Here is a 14,782-nt window from a genome sequence, read left to right on the forward strand (position 1 = left end):
CTGTATTCCTTAACTAGTGTCCTGCGCCGGGAATTCGTTGAAGATATGAACCGAGTCGTTCGAAGATCTCGTCGGCGGTCTTGGTCCAGTTGAACGGGCGGGGGTTGTCGTTCCAGTCTGCGATCCACTCGCGAATGTCCTTCTCGAGGGCCTGAATTGAGCGGTGAACGCCGCGGCGCAGTTTCTGGTCGGTGAGTAACCCGAACCACCGCTCGACCTGGTTGAGCCACGACGAGTAGGTCGGGGTGAAGTGCATGTGGAATCGGGGATGGGCGGCAAGCCATTTGGTTACTGTCGGCGATTTGTGCGTCGAGTAGTTGTCGCAGATCAGATGGACGTCCAGGTCAGCGGGCACGGTGTTGTCCAACTTGGTCAAGAACTTCTTGAACTCGATCGCGCGGTGCCGGCGGTGAATCGAGCCGTAGACCTCGCCGGTGGCCACATCCAGGGCGGCGAACAAGGTGGTGATTCCGTGCCGCACGTAGTCATGGGTGCGGCGCTCGGGCATGCCGGGCATCATCGGCAGCACCGGCGCGCTGCGATCCAAGGCCTGGATCTGCGATTTTTCATCGACGCAGAGCACCAGTGCCTTCTCCGGCGGGTCCAGATACAACCCCACGACGTCACGGACCTTGTCGACGAACTGCGGGTCGTTGCTGATCTTGAAGGTGTCCACCTGATGCGGCTTGAGGCCGAACGACTTCCAGATCCGTCCGACCGTTGACTTCGACAACCCGGTCTCAGCCGCCATCGAAGACCGCGACCAGTGCGTGGCGCCTTTGGGTTGACGCTCCAACGTGGCCACGATCAGCTGCTCGACCGCCTCGTCGGTGATCTTGCGCGGCGCACCAGGACGCGGCTCATCGGCCAGACCCTCCAGTCGCGCCTCCAGGAACCGTCCACGCCATTTGCCGACCGTTTGCGGCCACACACCTTCATCAGCGGCGACTTCCTTGTTGGATTTCCCTGCCGCGCAACCCAACACGATCCGACAACGTTGGGCCAACGCCTGCGAGGACTTCGATCGACGGGCCCACCGCTGCAACGTCTCACGTTCGTCGTCGGTCAACACCAACTCGACTACCGGCCTACCCCTGGTTCCCACCCGCCAATTCTACAATTAATCAACTAATTTACGGCGCAGGACACTAGGCGGTCGGCGTGGGGACCGCGACGCCGCAGAGAGCACGCCCCGCGGAACTGAGCCGAAATCGAAGAGGCTTTCTGGATGTCACATCGACGAGCCCGGCGTCGACGAAACTTTGCACCCTGGACCGGACGAACTGTTTAGACCGCTTCCCTGAATCGGTGAGCTCATCGAGCGTCAGCACACCGCGAGGACCAAAAAGAACTGCCTGCCCGAGCGGAAAAAGGATCGCGCGGCCGTCGTCGTCGATGTCAACGGGGGCGTCGACGTGGCGCCCGACGTCGTGGATGCACTGGCGCAGCACAGAGAGCGCTTCCCGACGCTCATCGAGATCAGTAGCAAGGCGGTGCTGCGCCTCGCTGAAGATCCCGAGCATCACCTCGACGAACGGCGTCGCATCCCCACGGTTCAGCGGGTGCTCGACCTCCGTAAACGCACGATAGTAGGCATCTTTGTTGTCGAAGATCGTCGCCGACAACGAGAACCAAGAGATCGGTGACAGCAGTTCGCCGATGTCGAGGGCCATGAAATAACGCCCGGTCCGGCCGTTGCCGTCGTAGAACGGGTGGGCAACTTCGAAAATCAGATGTGCAACGGCGGCCCGGATCAGCCTGGGAACATCCTCATCACGGCGTTGAGCGAGCATCACCGTCAGCGCGTCATTGATTGCACTCTCCGGCGTCAGCCCGACATGAACGATCTTCTGACCCGAGGTGATCGACACCGGGCCGGCGCGAAACCGGGTGCCGTCCGGAGCATCGTCGGGCACCACTTCGCCAGCGGTCACCGCGTCATACAGCGCCCGGATGTCGTCGAGAGTCTTCGGCGGGTTCACGGTGCGATCGCCAAGGGCTTCGTACAAGCGGACCATCTCACGGAACCGACGCTTCTGTGTCGAGCCGTCCTGCCATGATGTCAAGGCATCGGCGATCTCTCGCCTCGTAGATCTGACGTTCTCGATGTCGTTGGTAGCCTGAATCTCTTCGACGATCATCGAGTGCAGGTAGTGAGACTGTGCGATCGGCGGCAGCGATGCCCAGGTGCTCTGCGCACGCGCGTCGAGCATCATCGCCCGCTCAGTCAGCACAGACATCTGCGGTGTCGCAACGCAGAACATTTGGTGCCCTCCGAGATTAAAGTCCCAGGTCATAGCCGACGGCGACCCTCGACGCACGCGCTCCTCCGCATCGGCACCCGCGGCGTCACGCTGATGGAATATCGACTTCAGCGTGCGATACGACATCCTGCGCACCCTCCCCAACTGATCTGGAACCACGAAACGCGTTCCTGTCGCGACCACTAATCATCGCTATTTTATACGGAACGCCATCTATATAAAATAGATAGCGATTCGACATCGCTTATCGACGGTCTCCACTACTCGGGGCGCGACAACGTCTCCCTGCCTATCTGCTTGGGTAGACCCGATGGCTGACACACCGAACCCGCCGCTGGGCATCGCCACGTTCAACGTCAACGGAATCCGGGCGGCACGCCGCCGTGGCTTCGACGCCTGGCTCGCCGGGCGGGGACTCGACGTGGTGGCCCTGCAAGAGCTGCGCTGCCCGCCCGCGGAGGTCGGTGCGTTCGACGGCTATCACGCGGCGATCGACAGTGGCTCCGTCCCGGGCCGCAACGGCGTCGCGATCCTGACGCGGGAGGCGCCTTCCGACGTGCGGACCTGGGTCTCGCATCCGCCGCGCAGCCGGGGACTTGCGGCGCAAGCGCTCGAGGGCCGGTATCTCGAGGTCGACCTCGCGGACGCTCCCCTCACGGTGGCGTGCCTCTACCTGCCGAAGGGCGGCCTGCCCGCACACCTGCAGCGGCCCGGCAACATCCGCGACATTCCGGACGGCGGCGCCAAGTACGACCGGAAGATGCGCTTCCTCGCGGCGTTCGCGCGCGAACTGAACCGCAGCCGTCGGATGGCGCTCGCGACGGGCCGCGAGTTCCTGCTGCTCGGCGACCTGAACCTGGCGCACCTTCCGCACGACGTCACCAATTGGCGGCCGGCACAGAAGATGGAGGGTTTCCTCCCCGAGGAACGCGCCTGGCTGGACGCGCAGATCGGCCCGCGCACGCTCGTCGACGTGGTCCGGACGCTGCACGGCGAGCGGCCCGGGCCGCTGTCCTGGTGGAGTTGGGCGGGCGAATCGTTCGTCAGGGACGTGGGCTGGCGGATCGATCACCACCTGGCCACGCCGAGGCTCGCGCGGACCGCCGTATCGGTGACGGTCGACAAGGAAGCGACACCTGACGCGCGGCTGTCCGACCACGCACCCGTGGTCGTGCAGTACGCCTTCCCCTGATAGCCAAATAACTTGGAGTACAACGGGTATCGGCGCCGTGACGGTGTCGCTAACGGTCGAACATGTCACTCAGGCGATCGAAGAATCGGTCCGCCTTCTGCTCCAGGCGCGTGCCCTTGCCCCATTTCTCCCACGCGTAGACCGCGCCGAAGATCGCGATCACAATCCCGAAGACGAGAGCGGTGACCAGGATGACTTGAACGGTCGTCGACATCGGATCATCTTCACGCACGCGATGAGTTGTGGGCGGGCCGGCTGTCTACCTCTGTGACGGCACCCGCTTCCGGGCGCCGCGGACCACAGGAGCAGCCCGATGCACGCCATGATCTTCGTCCATCTGCCAGTCGCCGACGTCGCGCGCTCGCGGAAGTTCTTCGCCGGTCTCGGCTATTCGTTCAACGAGACCTTCAGCAGCGACAACGCGGTGACGTTGGTGCTGGGCGAGAACCAGTACGCGATGCTGACGCAGCGCGACGTCTTCGACTCCCTGCACCCGGCCGAGACCGCCGACGCCTCGAAGACCAAGGAGTGCGTCATCTGCCTGGCGGTCGACAGCCGCGAATGCGTGGACAGGCTGGTGGACGGCGCCCTGGCCGCAGGCGCGACGGTGGGCGACACCGATGACGAAGACTTCATGTACGGCCGCAGCTACCACGACCTCGACGGCCACTCGTGGCAGATCTTCACGATGGTGTCCGCTGCCGCATAGTCCGAGAACCGGCCTCGGCGAGCCTTGCCCACCACTACGATTCCCAGCATGCAGTCAGCATTCGCACAGGATGACGACCTGATGGACAGCCCGATCGATCCGTCCTGGGTCATCGAGGGCCAACCCCGGGCCCGGTCGCGGCGCTGGCACACCAGTGGCGACTCGGCGGTCGAGTTCTATATCTGGGACTGTTCGGCCGGAACGTTCGACTGGACGTTCTCCTCCGAGGAGGCGGTGCATATCGTCGCCGGCGAGGTCCGGATTGGTGATCCGCAGACCGGAATCTGGCTGAGGCCAGGCGATTCCGCGGTATTCGCGGCGGGCACCACCCACCGGTGGCACGTCCCGGATTACGTCCGGAAGCACGCCACCCTGCGTAGCCCGCTCCCGCGGATGCTGATCCGGGCCGGCCGTTTCGCGACGCGGGTGGGCCGTCGCCTCGCCGCCGGCAGCGGGCGCATGACGCACTAGTCACCGTCAGCGTGGGGCAACGCACCACCGAGCAAAACACGCAAAAGCCCGACTAATACGTACAAGCTCGCGTTGTGATGCCGGTTACAGCGACCCTTCTGAGATTGCTCCAGTCACCCCCTCAGGAGATAGCTGATGTTGGTAGCCCTCGGCCTCACCATGGTCGCCGCATTCATGGTCGTCATCATGACCAAGCGCGCCACGCCCATCGTGGCGTTGATCGCCGTCCCCGTGGTCTTCGGCCTGCTGGCCGGGGCGGGCAGCGGTATCGGAAAGATGATCACCGACGGCATCAAGGACCTGGCGCCCACCGCCGCGATGCTGTTCTTCGCGATCGTGTTCTTCGGAATCATGATCGATGTCGGGCTTTTCGATCCGGTCATCCGCACCGTGATCCGCATGGTGGATCACGATCCGGCGCGGCTGGTGGTCGGCACCGCGGTGCTCGCGGCGGTTGTCTCCCTCGACGGTGACGGTTCGACGACGTTCATCGTCACCGTCTCGGCGCTGCTACCCCTGTATCTGAAGCTGGGTGTCAGCCCGGTGGTGCTCACCGTGGTCGCCGGGTTGGCGAACGGCACCATGAACATCCTGCCGTGGGGCGGCCCGACGGCGCGCGCGGCGGCCGCACTGAAGATCTCGCCGTCCGAGGTGTTCGTCCCGATGATCCCGTCGCTGATCGCCGGAATGTTCATCGTGCTGGCGTTCGCGTGGCACCTGGGAGTGCTGGAGCGCAAACGGATCGGCTCGATCGTGGTTCGCGAGCGGGTCCTGGCCGGTGTCGGAGGCGGGCCGGAACCGTCGGGCCTCGGCGGCGGTGACGCATTCGAAGGTGCCGCCGACAACTCGGGCGCGATCTCCGGTGAGGTCGCCCGACCAAAACTGCTGTGGTTCAACGCATTTGTCACCATCACGCTGCTGGCGGTGCTCACCATGGACATCCTGCCCATCCCGGTGCTCTTCATGATCGCCGCTGCAGTAGCCCTCATGGTGAACTTCCCCCAGGTGGCCGAGCAGCAAGCCGCGATTACTCGGCACTCGTCATCGATCGTGTCGGTGGTGGGCATGGTGCTCGCTGCCGCGGTGCTGACCGGAGTGTTCAAGGGCACCGGCATGGTGGAGGCGGTGGCCACCTGGGTCACCGGCATCATCCCCGAGTCGATGGGCCCGCACCTCGGCGTGATCACCGGCATTCTGTCCATCCCGTTCACGTTCCTGATGTCCAACGACGCCTTCTACTTCGGCGTCCTGCCGGTGCTCTCGGAGACCGCGGGCCACTACGGGATCAGCGCGGCCGAGATGGCGCGGGCCTCGATCACCGGACAGCCGTTCCACATGCAGAGCCCGCTGGTCCCGGCGATCCTGCTGCTGGTCGCGCTGGCCGGCGTCGGCCTCGCCGATCATCACAAGAAGGTGTTGTGGCGCGCGGCGGTGGTCTCGCTGACCATACTGGTGGTGGGCGTCGTCCTCGGCCAGATACCGCTCTGACGCGCCGATCCGCGGCCGATCCGTCGTCGACGGCGATAGCCTCGACCATCATGCCGAGGATCCGATTACGCACGCAGATCCTGATCCTGCAGATGGTGATCGTGACCGCCAGCCTGGCCGCCGGTTTCGGCATCATCATCCACCGCACCGACACCCAGACCCGAACCGAATTCGCGCGCCGCGCCCAGGCCATCGCAGAGACGGTGGCCTCGGATCAGGAGGTCCAGGCCGGCGCGGCCGCCCAATCGGCGGCGCGCCGGGCCGGCCACCCGGCCTCCGCCGCGGAGCTGGCCGCCGCCCCGCTGCAGCGGCAGGCCGCGGCCATCACCGCCCGCACCGGGGTGTTGTTCGTCGTGATCGCCGACAACGCCGGCTATCGCATCGCACATCCCGACGCGACGCAGCTGGACCGGCCGCTGAGCACCGATCCGTCCGCCGTCCGCGGTGGCAAGTCCGAACTGACGGTGCAGCAGGGCACCCTCGGCGATTCGGTCCGCGCGAAGGCACCGATCCGCGGTCCGGACGGCACCGTCGTCGGCCTGGTCAGCGTCGGCGTGGCGATGGACACCGTCAATCAGGCCACCCACCGCACCCTGGTCCTCATGGTGACGTTGGTGGCGATTGCACTGACGGTGGGCGGCATTGGCTCGGCGCTGCTGACCCGGCGGTGGCGCCGCCTCACCCTGAGCCTGGAGCCCGAGGAGATGGCCGAGCTGATCCGCGAGCAGGACGCGGTATTGCATTCGGGCGCCGAGGGCGTCATCGCGATCGATGCGGACGGCATCGCCCGGGTGATCAACGAGCGGGCGCGGGAGTTGCTCGGCATCACCGCCGAACCAGGGACACCGCTCGGCGATCTGGGCCTGACTCCCCGCGTGGCCGCGGTCGCGGCGGAGCCGACGACGGTGCCGGTGGCCGCGGCCGTCAACGAACGCGTGGTGTTGGTGTCGTCCCGGCGGGTACACCGCGACGGCACCGATCTGGGCACGGTGCTGACGGCCGTGGACCGCACCGACATCGAGGCACTCACCCCGGGAACTGGACTCGGTGCAGGCAATGAGCTCGGCGTTGCGGGCACAGCGCCACGAGTCGGCGAACCGTCTGCACGTGGTGGCCGGCCTGCTCCGCGACGACCGGACCGCCGAGGCGCTGAGCTACCTGGACGAGATCACCGGGCGAGCCGGCGTCGCCCCCGTGCCGGGTCTGGAACGCCTCGACGAGCCGCATCTACGGGCATTCGTCGGGGCGAAGGCGGCCCGTGCACACGAGCGCGGCGTCGTGCTGCGAGTGGGCGACGAGACGGCGCTGGTCGGTACGCTCGCGCACCCGGTGGACACCACGACGGTGGTCGGGAATCTCCTCGACAACGCGATCGACGCGGCGGCCGAGAACTCAGCGCCGGACGCGCACGTCCCGGCAGTCGAGCTGGATCTGCTGCGCGACGGACATGATCTGGTGATCGTGGTGACCGATACCGGGCCGGGGTTCGCCGTCGACGACCCCTTCTTGGAGGGCGTGACCACGCGATCTGATCCGACGGTGCCGGGCGGGCGCGGTATGGGCCTGGCCATCGCACGGCAGGTGGCACGCGGACATGGTGGGGACGTCACCATCGCCGCACGCGGCGGCACGGACGGCGAGCCGACGACGGTGCTGGCGACGATTCCGGGAGGTGTTCTGGACGATGACGCGTGAGCTGCGAATCCTGGTGGTGGACGACGACTTTCGGGTCGCCGCGCTGCACGCCTCGGTGGTGGACTCGATGCTCGGATTGGTCACGGTCGGCTCGGCGCGAACCATCACGGAAGCCAGGACGATGTTGGCCGATGCCGACGCCGCGCAGGCACCGGTGGATCTGGCGCTGGTCGACGTCTACCTGCCGGACGGCTCCGGCATCGACCTGGTGCGCAACCTGCGCTGCGACGCATTCATTCTCGGTGCCGCCGACGATGCGGCGAGCATCCGGGCCGGGTTGGCCGCAGGCGCCCTGCACTACCTCATCAAGCCGTTCCCGAACACCGAGTTGGCGCGGCGCCTGGCTGCCTACACGGCGTATCGGCGGATTCTCGACGGCCCACACCTGACGCAGGAACAGGTGGACTCGGCGGTCTCGGCGCTGCGGTCCGAGCGGCCGGCAGCCAAGAAGGACGACGGCGCCCCGCTGACCGAGCGCCTGATCGTGGACGCGCTGCGCGAGGCAGGGGAACCGTTGTTGGCAGACGAGATAGCGCAACTGGTGGGCATCGCCCCGGCTACCGCGCGGCGCTACCTCGCGGATCTGGTGCGGGCCGGCACCCTCACGATGGGCCTGCAGTATGGCTCTGCAGGCCGCCCTCGCCAGCGTTATGCCCTGGCGTGAGAAGGTGATTGGCCTTCAGCCCGGATCCGGTGAGGACGGCGACGACGGTGTCCGCGGCACTGATCTCGCCAGCCGCATGCAGCCGGCGCAACGCGGGCACGACCTGGGCGCTGGTGGGTTCGACGAACAGCCCGGTCCTGGCAAGCTCGCCCACGGCGGGAACCAACTCGTCCTCCGGGACCGCGACGGCTGTCCCACCGGTGTCCCGGATCGCTTGCAGCACTTCGCGATCCCGCACGGGTTTGGCGATGGCCGTCCCCTCGGCGACGGTCGTCGACCACTCGTGTTCGGCGACCTCGTCCCACCCCTGTTCGATGGCCGTGACGAGCGGACAGCAATTCTGCGGCTGGCTGACGAGGATTCGCGGCATCAGCTCTATCGCGCCGGCTCGATGCAGTTCGCCGAATCCGATGGCGCAGCCGAGGACCAGACTGCCGGCACCGGCGGGCACAAGAACCGCTGTGGGGGCACGGAATCCGAGGTCTTCCCAAATCTCGTAGGCGATCAGTTTGATGCCTTGCAGGAAGTACGGATGCCAGTTGTGGCTGGCGTAGAACGTTGTGTCGGCTCGGCGCACCGCCTCGTCGGCCACGTCCTGTCGGGCGCCGGAGACCAATTCGATGTCGGCACCGTGCAGCCGGCTCTGCACGATCTTGTTCGGCGACGTAGCCGCCGGCACCAGGATGTGGGCTTCGATACCCGCTGCCGCGCAGTACGCCGCGACCGAGGATCCGCCGTTGCCGCTGGAGTCCTCGAGAACTCGGTCGATCCCCTGGTGGCGCAAGGCAGTCACCATCACCGCGACGCCACGATCCTTGAAACTGCCGGTGGGGTTCATCGACTCGACCTTCAGGCCGACGTCGACGCCGTCGAAGGTCCGGGTGATCAACGGCGTCCGCCCCTCGCCGAGGGTCACCGGATCGATGTGCGCCAAGGGATCATTTGGCAATGCCGAGCGGTAACGCCACTGGGAGTTGATCGCAGTGGCGATCTGCTCGCGGCCGATGCCCGGTAGCGGTTCGAAGGCCAGTGGGCTGCCGTCGTCACCGCGCCAGCGGGGTTGGTCAGCGGGATATCGCCGCCCGCTTCGGTCGACAAGGCTTGCTTCCTGCGCAGTCATCGACACTCCCCTCCCACATGAAGCATGCCGGGCCTTCCGCGGACCGCGGGCCGCAGACACGCCAAGCTTCCAAGGTGGTCGCCGCAAAAATGCGGGCCAGGGGATTCCCTAGCCCGCATTTTAGTTAGCTACGCTTACAACATGCAGCTGACGCAATTCTCCACCTCGGTGCCCTCCAGAGCCATCTGGCGCAGCCGGATGTAGTACAGCGTCTTGATGCCCTTGCGCCAGGCGTAGATCTGCGCCTTATTGACGTCACGCGTCGTGGCGGTGTCCTTGAAGAACAGCGTCAGCGAAAGCCCTTGGTCCACATGCTGAGTCGCGGCGGCGTAGGTGTCGATGATCTTCTCGTAGCCGATCTCGTACGCGTCCTGGTAGTACTCCAGGTTGTCGTTGGTGAGGTACGGCGCCGGGTAGTAAACGCGGCCGATCTTGCCTTCCTTGCGGATCTCGATCTTCGAGGCGACCGGGTGGATCGAGCTGGTCGAATGGTTGATATACGAGATCGAGCCCGTCGGCGGAACGGCCTGCAGGTTCTGGTTGTAGATGCCGTGCGCCTGCACCGATTCCTTCAGCGAACGCCAATCATCCTGCGTCGGAATGTGAATGCCGGCATCGGCGAAGATCTGGCGCACCTTGTCGGTCTTCGGCGCCCACTCCTGGTCGGTGTACTTGTCGAAGAACTCACCCGAGGCATACTTCGACTTCTCGAACCCGCCGAACTTCGTACCGCGTTCGATCGCAATGCGATTCGAGGCGCGCAGCGCGTGGAACAGCACCGTGTAGAAGTAGATGTTGGTGAAGTCGATGCCCTCTTCGGAGCCGTAGTGAATCTGCTCGCGGGCCAGGTAGCCGTGCAGGTTCATCTGCCCCAGGCCGATGGCGTGAGAATCGTTGTTGCCCTGCTCGATCGACGGGACCGACCAGATGTGCGTCTGGTCCGACACCGCGGTCAGGGCCCGGATCGACACCTCGATGGTCTGGGCGAAGTCCGGCGAGTCCATGGCCTTGGCGATGTTCAGTGAGCCCAGGTTGCACGAGATGTCCTTGCCGACCTTGGCGTAGGACAGGTCCTCGTTGAACAGCGACGGCGTCGACACCTGCAGGATCTCCGAGCACAGGTTCGAGTGCGTGATCTTGCCGTCGATCGGGTTGGCCCGGTTCACCGTGTCCTCGAACATGATGTACGGGTAGCCCGACTCGAACTGCAGCTCGGCCAGGGTCTGGAAGAACTCGCGCGCCTTGATCTTCGTCTTGCGGATGGCGCCGTTGTCGACCATCTCGTAGTACTTCTCGGTGACGTTGACGTCGGCGAACGGCAGGCCGTAGACCTTCTCGACGTCGTACGGCGAGAAGAGGTACATGTCCTCGTTCTTCTTCGCCAGCTCGAACGTGATGTCCGGGATGACGACGCCCAGCGAGAGGGTCTTGATCCGGATCTTCTCGTCGGCGTTCTCACGCTTGGTGTCGAGGAAGCGGTAGATGTCGGGGTGGTGCGCGTGCAGGTAGACCGCACCCGCGCCCTGGCGGGCACCGAGCTGGTTGGCGTAGGAGAACGAGTCCTCCAGCAGCTTCATGATCGGGATGACGCCCGAGGACTGGTTCTCGATGTTCTTGATCGGCGCGCCGTGCTCACGAATGTTGCTGAGCAGCAACGCAACTCCGCCGCCGCGCTTGGACAGCTGCAGCGCCGAGTTGATGGAGCGGCCGATGGACTCCATGTTGTCCTCGATGCGGAGCAGGAAGCACGACACGGGCTCGCCGCGCTGCTTCTTGCCCGAGTTGAGGAACGTCGGGGTGGCCGGCTGGAACCGGCCGTCGATGATCTCGTCGACCAGCTTCTCGGCCAGCTCGGTGTCACCGGCGGCCAGAGTGAGGGCGACCATCACGACGCGGTCCTCGAAGCGCTCGAGGTAGCGCTTGCCGTCGAACGTCTTCAGCGTGTAGCTGGTGTAGTACTTGAACGCGCCCAAGAACGTCGGGAAGCGGAACTTCTTGGCGAAGGCCCGGTCGAGCAGCTGCTTGACGAAGTTGCGGCTGTACTGGTCGAGCACCTCGCGCTCGTAGTACTCCTTCTCGATCAGGTAATCGAGCTTCTCGTCCTGCGAGTGGAAGAACACCGTGTTCTGGTTCACGTGCTGCAGGAAGTACTCCCGCGCCGCGAGCACATCCTTGTCGAACTGGATCTTGCCGTCCGCGTCGTACAGGTTGAGCATCGCGTTGAGAGCGTGGTAGTCGCTCTCACCGGGCAGCGCGTGCGTGGTGGCGGCTACCGGTTCTGCAGCTGTGACGGTTGGTGGCACGAGAGTTCCTTCCAGAAATCTTCCAGACCCTCACGAACGGCGATGACGTCGTCCGGGGTTCCCATGAGTTCGAGGCGGTAAAGGTACGGAACACCACACTTACGAGAGACCACATTGCCCGCGTACGCGAATTCAGCACCAAAGTTGTTGTTGCCCGCGGCAATAACGCCGCGGATCAACGACCGGTTGTGTTCGTTGTTGAGAAAGGCGATGACCTGCTTCGGCACGTAGCCACCGTCGTTGATGTCCGGGGTGGCACGTCCGCCGCCATAGGTCGGGAGCACCAACACATAGGGCTCGTCGACCTCGATGCGGCCGTGCAGGGGGATGCGAGTGGCCGGGATACCCAGCTTCTGGACGAAGCGGTGGGTGTTCTCCGACACGCTGGAGAAGTAGACGAGATTGCTCACTGTTTCCTTCTCCTCCCCCGGTTGGTTGTCTTCTAGGCGGTGACCGCCACGGTGCTGAGCGCCTTGATCCGGTCGGGACGGAAGCCTGACCAGTGCTCGCTGTCGGTCACGACGACCGGGGCCTGCAGGTAACCGAGCGCCAGCACGTACTCGCGAGCTTCGTCATCGATGCTGATGTCGACCTTCTCGTAAGCGATGCCCGCCTTGTCCAGCGCCTTGTAGGTGGCGTTGCACTGCACACATGCCGGCTTGGTGTACACGGTGACGGTCATCTCGGTACGACTCCTCTTCGAAAGGCCTGGAAGCTGAACTGAACATGGCTGGCAACTGACGGGGTAGCGCTTTCCGCTGATATCCCCATCCGGATCAGCGGCCCGGCAACCCCTGAAATTCCCGCATCTCCGGTCGTCCCGAGCCACTGCTGTCAGCACGTCCGGGAATCCCCGTCCGACCGACTTTGCGGCCCCGGCCGACCCTCAAATTGTGGGGGCCTGTCGGTCCGTCAAACACTACACCTAGTGGGCGACAAACCGAACAGATACAAGATGTTCTGAACAACATTCGTGAAATTCCCAGGTCGTAAGGCCGAATCCGAGACACTCTCTCGGCGTGTCGCACATCACACCCGGGGGCGTGTCGCGCTCCGACTACCGGTTTATCACCAGCCACCGACAAGTTGCGGCGACGCGCCGCTCGCGACGCGCCGGGCTCGGCCTGGCGGAAGTGGCCAGCTACGCCGATTTCCACGCGACGGGCATCACTGCTGTGGTACACGCGTGACGGACGTGACAGATGCGACCATCACCCCCGCGTGGCGCGTACCGCCCACACCCCCGCCGCCAGTACGGCCACCGCTTCGGCGACCACACTGAGGACTGCATACGGTACCGGCTCGGCGCCCGTCTCCACGAATCCGAACAGGCCGACGGTTCGCGACAGCGCGAACGCCGCCAATGCCCCCGCCGACAGCACTCCCGAGGCCCATCCGAACCACCGCGGCGCACCCACCGCCAGCAGCGCGCCGACGGCACAGAACACCGCTGCCTGCACCAGGAAGCCGGTGCCGATCGTCGGGATGTGTCGGTACCCGTGCACATAGAGGTAGGCGTGCACACCGCCGCTGACAACCATGGCCGCCGCGAGCACCAGACGGTAGACAAGAGTCACAGCAGGGTCCGTTCCTTGAGCGCGAGCGTGTGCTGACCGGTCTGGTAGCTGACCTCACGGATACCGAGCGCGTCGTGCAGCTTGCCGGCCGGCAACGTCAGCGGTTTCGGTGCCGGACCATCGCCGGGATGCGGCAGCGGGTAGGCGGTCGTGGTGCCGCTGTGGAACGTGATGTTGCCCTCGGTCTTCGAAAATACCTGGTGCACATGGCCGTTGAGGCAGGTGACCGAGGCGAACCGCTTCAGGTAACTCAAGGCCTGCGCGGAGTCGTCGGTCCCCCAGCCCCAGTCGGGATACATCGCGAACAACGGGATGTGGCTGAACACGACGATCGGGGTATCGCTCGACAGCGCGGCGACGTCCTTCTCCACGAACTCGAGTTGATCGACGCCGAGGTGGCCGAGTTTCTTCAGGTTCAGTGTGTTCACCAATGCGATGACATGTACGCCGGCGATATCGAAGCTGTACCAGCCGTCGCCGCGGGTGCCCGCGCCGAAAGCCTGGCGGTACTTGGCGCCGGCGTCGTCGGCCGAATCATGTTCTCCCGGAACGGTGAACACGTGCGGGGTGCGCAGTCCGGTCATCATCTGCCGGACCTGGTCGAATTGTTCCGGCGTGGCCAGATGCGTCAGATCGCCCGTGTGGATGACGAAATCCGGCGTGTAGCCGAGGTTGTTGACGGTGTCGATGGCATGGGTGAACGAGCCGGCCACATCGGTGTTGGCGGCACCGGTGAAGCCGATGTGACTGTCACTGACCTGGGCGAAGCGCAGCGTGGGCTGCGCGGCCGGCCCGGAAGAGCTACCTGCGACGTGCGACAGCACTTCCCCGCCGACCACCGACAGCCCCACGGCCGCGCCGAACCACGCCGTGTGCCGGAGCAGTTGGCGGCGGTTCATCTGCTGCGGGTCGCCTTGCGAGTCACTCATTTGACGACCACCGTCCCGTGCATGAAGGGGTGAATGCCGCAGACGTACGTGTAGGTGCCGGGCGCTGCGAACACGTAGCTGAAGGTGGCGCCGGAACCCATTGTCGGAGAGCGGAACTGACCGCCTTCGGCGACGACGTTGTGTGGGTCTTCGTCGTGGTTGGTCCACGTCACGGTCGTTCCGGCCGGCACCGTCAGCGTGTCGGGCGCGAACGCGAAGTTGTCGATGTTGACGGCGTTCGGGCCGGCCGGCATCGGCGCCTGGTGGCCCGGTTCGGGCGGGGCCATCGTCATCGAACCCATCGCGGGTCCGGACCCGGAACCCGACATGCCAGGCGTGACGCCGGAACTGAAAACCGCGGTTGCAGTTG

Annotated in this window: 18 protein-coding genes; 8 read left to right on the forward strand and 10 right to left on the reverse strand. The window is 65.2% G+C overall.

The window, feature by feature from the left end; translation table 11 throughout:
- Positions 1-13 precede the first annotated feature (13 nt).
- Both ACJEIK_RS18725 and ACJEIK_RS18730 read right to left on the reverse strand, forming a co-directional pair.
- Positions 14-1,105 carry an IS630 family transposase gene (locus tag ACJEIK_RS18725; RefSeq protein WP_036429724.1) on the reverse strand — a complete coding sequence of 364 codons (1,092 nt, stop codon included), beginning with the start codon at positions 1,103-1,105 and terminating at the stop codon, positions 14-16.
- Between the two features lie 43 nt (positions 1,106-1,148).
- Positions 1,149-2,390, reverse strand: a complete 1,242-nt coding sequence (locus ACJEIK_RS18730) for a Fic family protein (RefSeq protein ID WP_135357878.1) — start codon at positions 2,388-2,390, stop codon at positions 1,149-1,151.
- Positions 2,391-2,574: 184 nt separating this feature from the next.
- Between ACJEIK_RS18730 and ACJEIK_RS18735 the strand changes: the two genes are divergently transcribed.
- Positions 2,575-3,456 (forward strand): exodeoxyribonuclease III, encoded by an 882-nt coding sequence (locus ACJEIK_RS18735; protein WP_061000385.1) that lies wholly within the window; start codon positions 2,575-2,577, stop codon positions 3,454-3,456.
- A gap of 49 nt (positions 3,457-3,505) precedes the next feature.
- On the opposite strand, the gene ACJEIK_RS18740 is transcribed toward ACJEIK_RS18735, so the two are convergent.
- Positions 3,506-3,670, reverse strand: coding sequence for a hypothetical protein (locus ACJEIK_RS18740; protein WP_165605526.1), 165 nt, complete (start codon positions 3,668-3,670; stop codon positions 3,506-3,508).
- 99 nt (positions 3,671-3,769) lie between these two features.
- On the opposite strand from ACJEIK_RS18740, the gene ACJEIK_RS18745 reads away from it, so the two are divergent.
- The 6 genes from ACJEIK_RS18745 to ACJEIK_RS18770 all read left to right on the forward strand — a co-directional run bounded on the left by ACJEIK_RS18745 (position 3,770) and on the right by ACJEIK_RS18770 (position 8,483).
- Complete coding sequence (locus ACJEIK_RS18745) at positions 3,770-4,165, forward strand: VOC family protein (protein ID WP_061000391.1); 396 nt, start codon at positions 3,770-3,772, stop codon at positions 4,163-4,165.
- A gap of 48 nt (positions 4,166-4,213) precedes the next feature.
- Positions 4,214-4,636 carry a cupin domain-containing protein gene (locus tag ACJEIK_RS18750; protein ID WP_061000393.1) on the forward strand — a complete coding sequence of 141 codons (423 nt, stop codon included), beginning with the start codon at positions 4,214-4,216 and terminating at the stop codon, positions 4,634-4,636.
- A 135-nt stretch (positions 4,637-4,771) separates the two neighbouring features.
- A complete protein-coding gene (locus ACJEIK_RS18755) occupies positions 4,772-6,124 on the forward strand; it encodes a CitMHS family transporter (protein WP_406783713.1) in 1,353 nt (450 codons plus the stop codon).
- 50 nt (positions 6,125-6,174) lie between these two features.
- Complete coding sequence (locus tag ACJEIK_RS18760) at positions 6,175-7,575, forward strand: hypothetical protein (RefSeq protein WP_244602420.1); 1,401 nt, start codon at positions 6,175-6,177, stop codon at positions 7,573-7,575.
- A complete protein-coding gene (locus ACJEIK_RS18765; RefSeq protein WP_234789576.1) occupies positions 7,469-7,819 on the forward strand; it encodes a sensor histidine kinase in 351 nt (116 codons plus the stop codon). The genes ACJEIK_RS18760 and ACJEIK_RS18765 overlap by 107 nt, the downstream gene beginning before the upstream one ends.
- Entirely contained in the window at positions 7,809-8,483 is a 675-nt protein-coding gene (locus ACJEIK_RS18770) for a response regulator (RefSeq protein WP_064858005.1), read from the forward strand. The genes ACJEIK_RS18765 and ACJEIK_RS18770 overlap by 11 nt, the downstream gene beginning before the upstream one ends.
- Here ACJEIK_RS18770 and ACJEIK_RS18775 read toward each other — a convergent pair.
- From ACJEIK_RS18775 to nrdH, 4 genes are all read right to left on the reverse strand, one after another.
- Positions 8,422-9,603, reverse strand: coding sequence for a threonine synthase (locus tag ACJEIK_RS18775; protein ID WP_135357879.1), 1,182 nt, complete (start codon positions 9,601-9,603; stop codon positions 8,422-8,424). The genes ACJEIK_RS18770 and ACJEIK_RS18775 overlap by 62 nt on opposite strands.
- Positions 9,604-9,737: 134 nt before the next feature.
- Positions 9,738-11,906 carry a class 1b ribonucleoside-diphosphate reductase subunit alpha gene (nrdE, locus tag ACJEIK_RS18780; RefSeq protein WP_082762311.1) on the reverse strand — a complete coding sequence of 723 codons (2,169 nt, stop codon included), beginning with the start codon at positions 11,904-11,906 and terminating at the stop codon, positions 9,738-9,740.
- A complete protein-coding gene (gene nrdI / locus ACJEIK_RS18785; protein WP_061000407.1) occupies positions 11,873-12,316 on the reverse strand; it encodes a class Ib ribonucleoside-diphosphate reductase assembly flavoprotein NrdI in 444 nt (147 codons plus the stop codon). Before nrdI ends, nrdE begins: the two co-directional genes overlap by 34 nt.
- A gap of 32 nt (positions 12,317-12,348) precedes the next feature.
- Positions 12,349-12,588: a glutaredoxin-like protein NrdH gene (nrdH, locus tag ACJEIK_RS18790; RefSeq protein WP_020104016.1), complete on the reverse strand. Its 240-nt coding sequence runs from the start codon at positions 12,586-12,588 to the stop codon at positions 12,349-12,351.
- Positions 12,589-12,925: 337 nt separating this feature from the next.
- On the opposite strand from nrdH, the gene ACJEIK_RS18795 reads away from it, so the two are divergent.
- Entirely contained in the window at positions 12,926-13,096 is a 171-nt protein-coding gene (locus ACJEIK_RS18795; RefSeq protein ID WP_166428077.1) for a hypothetical protein, read from the forward strand.
- Between the two features lie 21 nt (positions 13,097-13,117).
- Here ACJEIK_RS18795 and ACJEIK_RS18800 read toward each other — a convergent pair whose 3' ends face one another.
- The 3 genes from ACJEIK_RS18800 to ACJEIK_RS18810 are packed head-to-tail and all read right to left on the reverse strand — an operon-like array spanning position 13,118 to position 14,741.
- Complete coding sequence (locus ACJEIK_RS18800; protein WP_409430118.1) at positions 13,118-13,483, reverse strand: hypothetical protein; 366 nt, start codon at positions 13,481-13,483, stop codon at positions 13,118-13,120.
- Positions 13,480-14,412 carry a metallophosphoesterase family protein gene (locus ACJEIK_RS18805; RefSeq protein ID WP_409430119.1) on the reverse strand — a complete coding sequence of 311 codons (933 nt, stop codon included), beginning with the start codon at positions 14,410-14,412 and terminating at the stop codon, positions 13,480-13,482. Before ACJEIK_RS18805 ends, ACJEIK_RS18800 begins: the two co-directional genes overlap by 4 nt.
- A complete protein-coding gene (locus ACJEIK_RS18810; RefSeq protein WP_374704303.1) occupies positions 14,409-14,741 on the reverse strand; it encodes a cupredoxin family copper-binding protein in 333 nt (110 codons plus the stop codon). Before ACJEIK_RS18810 ends, ACJEIK_RS18805 begins: the two co-directional genes overlap by 4 nt.
- Positions 14,742-14,782: the final 41 nt, after the last annotated feature.

The sequence above is a fragment of the Mycobacterium sp. SMC-16 genome (assembly GCF_046250085.1).
Classification (GTDB): Bacteria; Actinomycetota; Actinomycetes; order Mycobacteriales; family Mycobacteriaceae; genus Mycobacterium; species Mycobacterium phocaicum.

Excerpts from the sequence above, each read along its gene's own strand:
- ACJEIK_RS18730 (WP_135357878.1), bottom strand. The coding sequence starts at position 2,390 with ATGTCGTATCGCACGCTGAAGTCGATATTCCATCAGCGTGACGCCGCG.
- ACJEIK_RS18735 (WP_061000385.1), top strand. The coding sequence starts at position 2,575 with ATGGCTGACACACCGAACCCGCCGCTGGGCATCGCCACGTTCAACGTC.
- ACJEIK_RS18740 (WP_165605526.1), bottom strand. The coding sequence starts at position 3,670 with ATGTCGACGACCGTTCAAGTCATCCTGGTCACCGCTCTCGTCTTCGGG.
- ACJEIK_RS18745 (WP_061000391.1), top strand. The coding sequence starts at position 3,770 with ATGCACGCCATGATCTTCGTCCATCTGCCAGTCGCCGACGTCGCGCGC.
- ACJEIK_RS18750 (WP_061000393.1), top strand. The coding sequence starts at position 4,214 with ATGCAGTCAGCATTCGCACAGGATGACGACCTGATGGACAGCCCGATC.
- ACJEIK_RS18755 (WP_406783713.1), top strand. The coding sequence starts at position 4,772 with ATGTTGGTAGCCCTCGGCCTCACCATGGTCGCCGCATTCATGGTCGTC.
- ACJEIK_RS18760 (WP_244602420.1), top strand. The coding sequence starts at position 6,175 with ATGCCGAGGATCCGATTACGCACGCAGATCCTGATCCTGCAGATGGTG.
- ACJEIK_RS18770 (WP_064858005.1), top strand. The coding sequence starts at position 7,809 with ATGACGCGTGAGCTGCGAATCCTGGTGGTGGACGACGACTTTCGGGTC.
- ACJEIK_RS18775 (WP_135357879.1), bottom strand. The coding sequence starts at position 9,603 with ATGACTGCGCAGGAAGCAAGCCTTGTCGACCGAAGCGGGCGGCGATAT.
- nrdH (WP_020104016.1), bottom strand. The coding sequence starts at position 12,588 with ATGACCGTCACCGTGTACACCAAGCCGGCATGTGTGCAGTGCAACGCC.
- ACJEIK_RS18805 (WP_409430119.1), bottom strand. The coding sequence starts at position 14,412 with ATGAGTGACTCGCAAGGCGACCCGCAGCAGATGAACCGCCGCCAACTG.
- ACJEIK_RS18810 (WP_374704303.1), bottom strand. The coding sequence starts at position 14,741 with ATGTCGGGTTCCGGGTCCGGACCCGCGATGGGTTCGATGACGATGGCC.